At 73.1% G+C, this 9,917-nt stretch carries 10 protein-coding genes; 7 read left to right on the top strand and 3 right to left on the bottom strand.

Translation table 11 applies throughout. The features are described 5' to 3' along the window. Positions 1 to 75: 75 nt before the first annotated feature. The 6 genes from H3C53_08075 to H3C53_08050 all read left to right on the top strand — a co-directional run bounded on the left by H3C53_08075 (position 76) and on the right by H3C53_08050 (position 4,893). Positions 76 to 411, top strand: a complete 336-nt coding sequence (locus H3C53_08075; GenBank protein MBW7916621.1) for a twin-arginine translocase TatA/TatE family subunit — start codon at positions 76 to 78, stop codon at positions 409 to 411. Positions 412 to 479: 68 nt separating this feature from the next. Continuing rightward, positions 480 to 1,214, top strand: a complete 735-nt coding sequence (gene tatC, locus H3C53_08070; GenBank protein MBW7916620.1) for a twin-arginine translocase subunit TatC — start codon at positions 480 to 482, stop codon at positions 1,212 to 1,214. After that, the gene (locus tag H3C53_08065) at positions 1,177 to 2,277 is read left to right on the top strand and encodes a bifunctional 3-deoxy-7-phosphoheptulonate synthase/chorismate mutase (GenBank protein ID MBW7916619.1); all 1,101 of its coding nucleotides are present in this window, start codon (positions 1,177 to 1,179) and stop codon (positions 2,275 to 2,277) included. The genes tatC and H3C53_08065 overlap by 38 nt, the downstream gene beginning before the upstream one ends. Positions 2,278 to 2,307: 30 nt before the next feature. Beyond that, on the top strand, positions 2,308 to 3,315 hold the full coding sequence (locus H3C53_08060) for a 4Fe-4S dicluster domain-containing protein (GenBank protein MBW7916618.1): 1,008 nt from the start codon (positions 2,308 to 2,310) through the stop codon (positions 3,313 to 3,315). Between the two features lie 111 nt (positions 3,316 to 3,426). Then, positions 3,427 to 3,669 (top strand): hypothetical protein, encoded by a 243-nt coding sequence (locus tag H3C53_08055; GenBank protein MBW7916617.1) that lies wholly within the window; start codon positions 3,427 to 3,429, stop codon positions 3,667 to 3,669. A gap of 69 nt (positions 3,670 to 3,738) precedes the next feature. Then, a complete protein-coding gene (locus H3C53_08050) occupies positions 3,739 to 4,893 on the top strand; it encodes an acyl-CoA dehydrogenase family protein (GenBank protein MBW7916616.1) in 1,155 nt (384 codons plus the stop codon). 64 nt (positions 4,894 to 4,957) lie between these two features. On the opposite strand, the gene H3C53_08045 is transcribed toward H3C53_08050, so the two are convergent. The 3 genes from H3C53_08045 to H3C53_08035 are packed head-to-tail and all read right to left on the bottom strand — an operon-like array spanning position 4,958 to position 8,413. Next, on the bottom strand, positions 4,958 to 5,275 hold the full coding sequence (locus H3C53_08045; GenBank protein MBW7916615.1) for a hypothetical protein: 318 nt from the start codon (positions 5,273 to 5,275) through the stop codon (positions 4,958 to 4,960). Positions 5,276 to 5,280: 5 nt separating this feature from the next. Next, the gene (locus H3C53_08040; protein ID MBW7916614.1) at positions 5,281 to 6,168 is read right to left on the bottom strand and encodes a hypothetical protein; all 888 of its coding nucleotides are present in this window, start codon (positions 6,166 to 6,168) and stop codon (positions 5,281 to 5,283) included. Positions 6,169 to 6,187: 19 nt separating this feature from the next. Continuing rightward, positions 6,188 to 8,413, bottom strand: coding sequence for a DUF1998 domain-containing protein (locus H3C53_08035; GenBank protein MBW7916613.1), 2,226 nt, complete (start codon positions 8,411 to 8,413; stop codon positions 6,188 to 6,190). A 226-nt stretch (positions 8,414 to 8,639) separates the two neighbouring features. Between H3C53_08035 and H3C53_08030 the strand changes: the two genes are divergently transcribed. Next, positions 8,640 to 9,854, top strand: a complete 1,215-nt coding sequence (locus H3C53_08030; GenBank protein MBW7916612.1) for a glycosyltransferase — start codon at positions 8,640 to 8,642, stop codon at positions 9,852 to 9,854. Positions 9,855 to 9,917: the final 63 nt, after the last annotated feature.

Genomic DNA, 9,917 nt, shown 5'->3' with positions numbered 1-9,917 from the left:
GCGCGCCCGCTGTCCACCGTCACACCCCCGGCGCCCCCGCAGTTGCTAGCATGGGACCGTTTGGAGGCGCCACAGATGGGAAGGATCGGACCCATAGGAATCTGGGAACTGCTCATCATCCTCGCGCTCGTGCTCCTGATCTTCGGGCCGAGGCGCTTGCCAGAGATGGCCAAGGGGCTCGGCCAGGCCGTGCGTGAGTTCCGCAAGGGCATCCGGGACATGAAGAAGGACTTCGACGACGAGGCGGAGGGCGAGCGTCCGAAGGGCGCCCCCGTGGCCTCGGCCAGCACCGCGAGCGCCACCGCCCCCGGCGCGGCGGGCGCCGCCGCCCCTGGCGCGGCGGGCGCCGGCGCCAAGGAGAACCCCGAGGCGGCCGCCGCCGCGCAGGGCAACGGCGCCGGACAGGCCTGACCGCCGGGGCGCAACGAGGCAACTCCGGTGACGGGCCGGCACGCGCGGGCGAGGGGGGCGGCTAGGCCGTGACCCTCATCGAACACTTCGAGGAGCTGCGCAAGCGGCTCTTCATCGCGCTCGTGGCGTGGGTGGTGGCGTCCGGGGTGGCGTTCGCGTTCCGCTTCGACGTCCTCGAGTGGCTCAAGGCGCCGCTCCCCGCCAGCATGACGCTCAACTACTTCGCGGTGCTCGAGCCGTTCACCGTCTCGATGCAGATCGCGTCGTTCTTCGGGCTGGTGCTCGCCTCCCCCGTCGTGCTCGGGCAGGTGTGGGGGTTCGTGGCGCCGGGCCTCTACGCCGAGGAGCGGCGCTACGCCGTCCCGTTCATCCTCTTCGCCGTGTTGGCCTTCGCGGCGGGGGTCGCGTTCGCGTACTACGTCGTGCTGCCGTTCAGCATCCCGATCCTGCTCTCCTTCCTCGGCGGCGAGGCGCAGGGGCTCCTGTCGATCGGGCACTACATCTCCACCCTGCTGATGCTGATGGCCGTCTTCGGCCTGATGTTCGAGATGCCGGTCCTCGGTTACCTTCTCGCTCGCATCGGGATACTGCGCTACGCTCCGCTCGCCCGCACGCGCCGCTGGGCCATCGTGGCCGGCGTCGCGCTCGCCGCGGTGATCACCCCTACCGGGGATCCGTTCAACCTCGCCCTCGTCGCCGTGCCGTTGGTGGTGCTCTACGAGCTGACCATCTTGGTGGTGCGGGTGTCTCAGCGTAGGATGCTGCATGCAAGAGAAGATCCAGAGCCTTCGGGCACGTATTGACGAGCTGAACCTCCAGATCCTCGAACTCCTCTCCACGCGAGCCACGGTCGCCGCCGAGATCGGCGCGCTGCAGTCCGCCATGGGTAGCTCCCAGTACGACCCCGTGCGAGAGCAGGCCATGCTCGACGCGCTGGTCGCCGCCAACCGCGGACCGTTCGACGCCGCCACCGTCAAGAGCCTCTTCAAGCAGGTCTTCCAGGCCAGCATGCAGCAGAGCAAGAGCCAGGAGAAGCGCGCCTACCTGACGTCGCGCACCACGCACGAGGCCGACACCGTCGTGGAAGTTGGCGGCGTGCCGATCGGTTCGAAGCACTCTCCCGTCCTCGTCGCCGGCCCGTGCGCCATCGAGTCGGAGGCGCAGGTCGAGGCGGTGGCCGCCCGCGTCGCCTCGCGCGGGGTGCGGCTGTTCCGGGGCGGCGCCTACAAGCCGCGCACCGACCCGTACTCGTTCCAGGGCCTGGGCGAGGCCGGCCTCGCGATGGCGCGCGCCGCCTGCGACCGGCACGGCCTGGCGTTCGTGAGCGAGATCATGACGCCCACCGACCTCCCACTGTTCGAGGAGTACGTCGACCTCCTGCAGATCGGGGCCCGCAACATGCAGAACTTCTCCCTCCTCCGCGCCGTCGGGCGCAGCCGCAAGCCGGTGCTCCTGAAGCGGGGCCTGTCGGCCACCATCGAGGAATGGTTGATGGCCGCCGAGTACCTGCTGAGCGAGGGGAACGACAACGTCATCCTGTGCGAACGCGGCATTAGGACCTTCGAGCAGTACACCCGCAACACCCTCGACGTGTCGGCCGTGGCCCTCGCCAAGCTGGAGAGCCACCTGCCCGTGCTGGTGGACGTCACCCACTCGGGCGGGCGCCGCGACCTGCTCGTGGCGCTCACCAAGGCCGGCCTGGCGGTCGGCGCGGACGGGATCATGGTGGAGGTGCACCCGAACCCGGCCGTCGCCCTCTCGGACACGAAGCAGCAGATCGACTTCGACGCCTTCGACGCCTACCTCGACGACACGGGCTACCACGCCAAGCTCAGCGAGAAGCGCGTCGAGCTGTACGGCTTCTGAACCTCGTGGCGGCGCGGAGGTGAGGGCGACGTGGCCGGCCTGAGCGACCTGTTCTCCTCGCTGTTGCGCGCCGTCGAGGTCGCGCCCGCCTACACGGCCGAGCGCTGCCTGGTGGTGCGCAGCGGCAAGGACGCCTGCAGCGCCTGCCTCGACGCCTGCCCGCACGACGCCGTCACCATCGGGACCAGTGTCGAGATCGACCCGGTCGATTGCACCGGTTGTGGGCTCTGCATACGCGCCTGCCCGAGCGAGGCGCTCGCCGACCCACCGAGGCTCGCGCCCGGACCGACGTTGCGCTGCAGCCAGGTGCCGGGCGACGCCCCGAGCGTCCGCTGCTTGGCCCAGCTGTCGGGACCCGACATCGTCGGCCTCGCCGGCACCGCCGACGCCGTGACCCTCGGGCGAGGCGACTGCGCCGGCTGCAAGGTGGGGGGCGCCGCCGTCCCGACGGCCGTCGCCCGCTCCGCGGCCGACGCCACGGCCATGCTCGCCGTGCACGGTCGGCGCCTCGCGGTGAACGTGACGCAGGTCGACCGCCTCGACGCGCCGCCGCGCCGCGACGCCCTGAGCCGCAGGGCGCTCCTCGCGGGAGGCGCCCGCCGCGCCGCCGAGGGCGCCGCCGACGCCCTCGGCCCCCTCGAGGGCTGGCTCGCCGCGGCCGTCCCGGAGGCCGTCACGCCCGAAGCGGAACCGCCGCCGGAGGCGGCCCGCCGCTACGCCATCGTGGCGGCGGGACGACCCGAGCCCGACGAACTCGTGCCGTGGCGGCTGCCGCGCGTGGCCGACGGCTGCATCCTCTGCCCGGCCTGCACGCGGGCCTGCCCCACCGGAGCCCTAGAGCGCGACCTCACGGGACCCCAGGGGGCGCTGCTGCTGAGGCCCGAACTGTGCGTGGGTTGCGACGCGTGCATTGCGGCCTGCCCGGTCGACGTGATGACCATGGACGCCGAGGTCAGCTGGGGCGAGCTCTCCGGCGGTCGCAGCGAGGCGTTCAGGGCGGGCGCGGACCGGCTCGGCACGGGGGCGCTGCCCCGCTGAGCGGGGCGCGCCTCGTACGCGCGCGCCCGGCAGGACCTCCGGGCGCGCGCCGGTCTCCCCCACCGCCCGGCGGGGCGGGTCACCCACCCCCCTGGCGGCGTAAACTCTGGCATGACCGTGGAGACCTGGGTACTTGAGGCGGTCGAGGCGGGTGGCACCAAGGGCGTCACCCTCCGAATCGTGCAGCGCCACATCGACGAGCGCCACTTCGAGGAGCTCGCCGTCGACACGCTGGAGTCGGCCCTGGCGGCGCTGCTGGACGCCGGCAAGATCACCGTCGACGGGGAGCGCTACTTCCCCGCCAAGCGCACCTCGAAAGAGGACGCCATGAAGCAGCTCTTCGGAGACGGTTGAAGGCAGGACCGAGACCCAACTAGGAGGCGGTCGATGACGACCCCGACGACCAAAGCCGGCGCACCCGCGCTGACCGATTTCTACGACGTCGACTCCCTGCTCAGCCCGGAGGAGCGGCTCATCCAGGGCAGCGTGCGCGAGTACGTGCGCTCCGAGCTACTCCCGCACGTGGGCGGCTGGTGGCAGGACGGCGAGTTCCCGCCGGAACTCGCCAGGCGCTTCGGCGACCTGGGCGCGCTGGGGGTAACCACCCCGGAACGGTACGGTGGGGCCGGCGCCTCCTACACCGCCTACGGGCTCGTGTGCCGGGAGATCGAGTACGTCGACTCGGGCATGCGCTCGTTCGTCAGCGTGCAGTCGAGCCTGGTGATGTACCCCATCGCCGCCTACGCCACGGACGAGGTGAAGGAGCGGTGGCTCCCCCTCCTCGCCTCAGGTCAGGCGGTCGGCTGCTTCGGCCTCACGGAGCCGGACGCGGGCTCCGACCCAGGCGCCATGCGCACGCGCTGCCGCCGCGTCGGCGACGAGTGGGTGATCACGGGCGTCAAGCGCTGGATCACCAGCGGCTCGCGAGCCGACGTGGCCATCGTGTGGGCCAAGGACGAGGCGAGCGGCCGGGTCCTCGGCTTCGTCGTCGAGACGGACCGGCCCGGGTTCCAAGCGGTCGACATCAAGACCAAGGCCTCCATGCGAGCGTCCGTCACCAGCGAGCTCTACCTGGACGAGGTGGCCGTCCCCACGCTGAACCAGCTCGAGGTGAGCGGCCTGAAGGGGCCCCTATCCTGCCTCAACCAGGCGCGCTTCGGGATCGCGTTCGGCGTCGTCGGCGCCGCGCAGGCCTGCTTCGACGAGGCCCGGGCCTACGTGGCGGACCGCCCCGCCTTCGGCGAGCCGCTGGCGGCGAAGCAGCTCGTTCAGGCACGACTCGCCGACATGCTCTCGGAGATCACCAAGGCGGACCTGCTCGCCATCCGGCTCGGCCAGCTCAAGGAGCAGGGGAAGGATCACCCGGCCCGCGTGTCGCTCGCCAAGCGCGACAACTGCCGCAGCGCCCTCGGCGTCGCCCGCGCCGCCCGCGACCTGCTGGGCGGCAACGGCATCACCACCGAGTACGCGGCGATCCGGCACATGCTCAACCTCGAGACCGTGGCCACCTACGAGGGGACCGACACCGTGCACACCCTCGTCCTCGGACGCGAGATCACAGGTCTCAACGCGTTCTGAGGCCCGCGGCCGTCGGCCGGCCGGCTCGCGCCTCGCAAAGGGGCGCCCTGCCGCGCGCCCGCGCCTACCTGGCCAACCAACGCGCCGCCACCAGCACGCCGGCGAGCACGGCCGCGCGCAGAAGGTGGTAGGGCCACACGACCTTGCCGATCACCAGCCTCGCGTTGAGGAAGGAGGCGAGGTAGCCCAGGGCCGTCCCCACGAGCAGGACCCACCAGGCCACCCGGTCCCGGAAGGCGTACGCCACCGCCGCTACCGTCAGGACCATGGCCGCGACCAGGAAGAGTTGCGCCACCGCCGGCTTCCGCCGGCTGACGGCCCAGGAGCCGAAGGCGTTGACGATCACCAGCGTCAACGCCACCAGGATCAGCACCACGTGCACGGGAGTCAGTCTAGCCGGGAGTGCAGCAGGGCGTCGACGGGGTCGCGGCCCGCGAGCGCCTCCTGGACGGTGACCACGTCCAGGGGCTTGTGCGCGCCGCGCGCCACGCGCTTGGCGAGCCAGGCGTCGCTGCCGGACTCGGCGTCCACCACCAGACGCAAGCGATCGACCGCCGCCCTGCGTCCCAAGAGCCTCGCGGCGCCCAGCGCCTCCGCGTCGCTGTCGACCAGGCGCGGCTCGACCCGGTGACCCTCGGCCCTCAGCTCGTCCGGGGCGATGCGGTGCTGCCCGACCACCCGCTCCCCCTCCCGTCCCACCAGGGCGACCAGTCTGGGCGTGACGAGCCACGGCTGACCGACGACGGCCACCGTGCTCGTGCCGGCGGGGCCGGCACCCACGTCCGAGCCGCCCGGGCGCGGCGCCCTGGCCAGGGAGCGCGCGCGGTCGAGCGCGCGCCGCACGAGCGCCGGGTCGTGCCCGTGGGCCTGGAGGAACCCCACAGCGCGGGTCTCGAGCTCCGCGCCGAACCAGCTCGGCACGGGGTGTAGCGGCGCGAGACCGGGGAGCGCCGAGCGCAAGCTGCCCGCCAGGTCGACGACCCACGGGTCGTTGCCGGCGCCTCGCGCCACCTCGCTCGCTCGCACGAGCTCCGGCACCACGACCGACTCGGCTCCCTCGGCGCCGAGCGCCAGCGCCTGCGCGGCCGCCAGCCGGAACGCCACCGTCGGCACCGCTCCGGCCTCCAGGGTCCTGAAGCGCTCGGCGACGGCGTCGGGCGTCGCGAAGACGGGCTCGAGTCCGGCCGCTTCGGCGAGCGCCACCCAGAAGGGGCCGAAGCGCGACCAGTTGAGTTGGGTGACGAAGCCGACGCGCACGACCTGGGAGTCTAGCATCCCCCCTCCCTCGCCGGGCTCAGGCGACCGCGGCCCGGCCGCCGCTCGCGCCGGCGGAGGCGAGCGCCGCCTGCAGGGCGCGGGCGAGCGTGGCCGCGCCCGCCTTGTCGAGGAACTGGTTGCCGTTGCCGCACTTCGGCGAGAGCACGCAGCGCGGGCAGCCGCCGTGACAAGGGCACGACTCGAGGAGGCGCGAGGCGGCCGCGAGCCAGTCGAGGAACACGGCCGCGCCGGCCCGCGCGTACCCCACCCCGCCAGGGTGACCGTCGTAGACGAAGACCGTCGGCCTGAGGGTGGCCGGGAACAGCGGGTACGAGACGCCGCCGACGTCGGCGCGCTCGCACAGCACGAAGGCCGGCAGCAGCCCGATCAACGTGTGCTCCAACGCGTGCATGGCGGCCGGGAGCTCGGCGGCGCCGGGGGCGCCAGGCAAGCCGCCGACCTCGAACCAGAGCGCCTGCGTGTCGTACGCGACCTCGGGCAGGTCGAGCGCGCGCTCCTCCAGCACGACCTCGCTGAAGTACCGCTTCATCACGTACCCCGTCACGCGGTGGGTGACCCTCACGCGCCCGACCGTCACGCCGGCCGGTGGCGCCCGCAGCTCGCCCGCGTCGCCCGCGCGCGGCGGCAGCGGCCCTAGCACCTCGATGTCGGTCTCCGAGCGCGGCTGCGTGTAGTAGTCCTCGATGTGCGGCAGTAGCCGCGCGAGGCCGGCCGTCAGGTCGAGGCTCGCCACGAGGTACTGCTCGCCCCGGTGCAGGTAGACCGCGCCCGGGTGGAGCTCCCTCAGCGCCGTGCCGAGGTCCGTGGCGCCGAGCGAGCGCCCGAGACCGTCCTTCAGCCTGATCCTGCGACCGTGGCCGCCCCTCAACTCCACGCGCCTGTGCGGGTAGCGCCGGCGACTGACGTACGAGCCGCCCACCTTCACGAGCCCGTCCACCTCCGCGAGGTCGACCCACGGGGCCACCAGCGCCTCGCCTTGCGTCAACGGCGCCTCCGCCGCCGCGCAGACGAGGTGGCGCGGGTGCAGCACCTCGTTGAAGGGGTCCGCGACCGCGTCCTCGACGGGCCCGTCGAGCAGGGCCTCGGGGTGGGTGAGGTAGTACTCGTCGAGAGGGTCGGCCCCGGGGATCAGCAGCGTGAGCGCCCGGCCGCCGGCGCGACCGGCGCGACCGGAGCGCTGCCACATGGCCATCTTCGAGCCCGGGTAACCCACCAGCACCACGGCGTCCACGCCGCCGATGTCGACCCCCAGCTCGAGCGCGCTGGTGCTCGTCAGCACCGTGATGGCACCGCGGCGGAACGATTCCTCCAACGACCGGCGCGCCTCCGGCGTGTAGCCGGCGCGGTAACTCTCGATGCGCCCGTCCAGTTCCGGTCCGAGCATGGCGGCGGCGTAGCGCCGCACGAGCTCGGCGCCCTTGCGGGAGTTGCAGAAGAAGATGCTCCTGACGTCGGCCCGCACGAACTCGGCCGCCAGACCGGCCGCCTCGGAGTTGGCGGAGCGGCGGCGCGCCACGCCGTCCTCCGCGCTAGCGCGACCGACGACGGGCGGCCGCCACAGTACGAACTCGCGCGCGCCGCTCGGCGCCCCGTCGTCGGCCACGACTCCGAACGGGCGACCGACCAGGCGCTCGGCGTGCACGGCGGGGTTGCCGATGGTGGCCGAGGCGGCGATCACGCTGGGGCTGGCGCCGTAGCGCGCCGCGAGCCGGAGCAGCCGCCTGACCACGTTGGCGACGTGCGAACCGAGCACCCCCCTGTAGGCGTGCAGCTCGTCGAGCACCACGTACTCGAGGGCGCCGAGGAACGGCGCCCAGGTGGGGTGCTGCGGGAGGATGCCGTAGTGGAGCATGTCGGGGTTGGTGAGGACCACGCGCAGCCGCTCGCGCGCGAGGGGGCGCTCCTCCGGCGCGGTGTCGCCGTCATAGGCGCCGACCCCGTCCGCGCCCTCCCCGGTCGCGACGGCGAGGGAGCGCAGCTTCAGGAGCTGGTCGGCAGCGAGCGCCTTGGTCGGGTAGAGCAGCAAGCTCGTGCGCCCCCGCGCCAACGCGTCGATGACCGGGAGCTGGAACACGAGCGACTTCCCCGAGGCGGTGGCGGTGGCCACCACGACGTTCTCGCCCCGGCCCACCGCCGCCAGCGCCCGCGCCTGGTGGGAGTAGGGCGTCAGCCCCAGCGCCGCGAGTCGGTCCGCGAAGGGGCCGTCGAACGCCGTCTCCACCACCCCCGACCGCGGCGGCATGAACTGGTAGGCCGCCAGTTGGTCCTCGTAGCCCGGCAACTGGGTGAGGAAAGCGTGGAAGCTCTGCGCGCCGTCCTTCGCCACCACCGAAGCGTAACCTCGCGCCGGCCCCGGTCCGGTCGCGGCGCCGGGTCCGCGTGGGCGGTGGTAGCATCCTCACCAGACCGACCGACGCGGCGGCGCCGCGCGGCAGCCCAGCGACGCAAGCGGAAGCGAAGGCCCGGCAGTGCAGACCGCCCTCATAGTCGCCCTCTACCTCGTCGAGGTGCCTTACCTGGCGCTGATGATCATGGTGATCGTGGGCGCCCTGCGCTCCACACCCCTCAAGCGCACGAGCGCCACGCCCAGCGTGAGCGTCATCGTGCCCGCCCACGACGAGGAGCGCGACCTGCCCGCCACCCTGGCGTCGTTGGCGGCGCAGGAGTACGGCGGCCGGCTCGAGTTCGTCGTCATCGACGACCGCTCCACGGACGGCACGGCCGCCGTCATCGAGCGGTTCGCACGCGAGGACCCACGCTTCCGACCAGTGAGCGTCACCGCGCCGAGCAGGCGGCTGGCTCCGAAGGTGAACGCGGTCGAGCACGGCCTCCGCGCCGCCACGGGCGAACTGGTGTTGGCGACGGACGCCGACTGCGTTCACGACCGCCGCTGGGTGGCGGGCATGGCCTCCTACTTCGCGGCCGACGTCGTCATGGTGGCCGGCTACGTCTCCACCAGCCGCCGCGGCGAGGCGCGGACGCTGCTCGACCGGTTCGAGTCGGTCGACTGGTTCACACTCATGCTCGTGTCGCGCAGTCTCACCCGCTTCGGTCTGAGGTTCGCGAGCAGCGCCAACAACCTGGCGTACCGCCGCTCGGCGTTCGAGGCCGTCGGCGGCTTCGGTGCCGCCGGGCGCGCCCCGAGCGGGGACGAGGACCTCCTCACCCAGAAGCTCGGGCGCCTGCCCGGCGCGAAGGTCGTCTTCGCCGACGACCACCGCTGCCGCGTGCTCACCCGCGGGGCGGAGGGCGCCCCGCAGCTGCTGCGGCAGCAGCGTAGGTGGGTGAGCCGCTACCACCACGTGCTCCATTACCACCCCGGGTTCCTCGCCGGCATCGCCATCCTGGGGCTGCAGAGCGTGCTCCTGACGCTGGCCGTCCTCCTCTGCCCCGTCCTGCCCGGCCTGGTGCCGTGGGTGCTGGGCCTGTGGGCCGTCAAGGCCGGCATCGAGTTCGTCGGCATGGGGGTCGGCACCCGGCAATGGGACCGCCGCGACCTGTGGGGCGTCAGCACGCTCTGGTGGTCGCTGCTCCACCCGCCCTTCATCGCCACGGCGTCGATCGGCTCGTTCCTGAAGCCGAGCGCCTGGTACGCGGGGGCCGACGGCTACCGCCGCCGCTACCTCCAGCGGCGCCTTCGCGAGTTCCGGCGCCGCGCCCGCCAGGGGCTCGCCAGGCCCTGACCCTGCGCCACGACCCGCGCGCCGGCGCCGCCGGAACGGCGCCCCCGGGTCGGCGCCGCCGGA

The sequence above is a fragment of the Trueperaceae bacterium genome, assembly GCA_019454765.1.
Taxonomy (GTDB): Bacteria; Deinococcota; Deinococci; order Deinococcales; family Trueperaceae; genus JAAYYF01.
The sequence above is the reverse complement of the archived record's forward strand: the minus strand, read 5'-3'. Positions and strand labels throughout refer to the sequence as shown.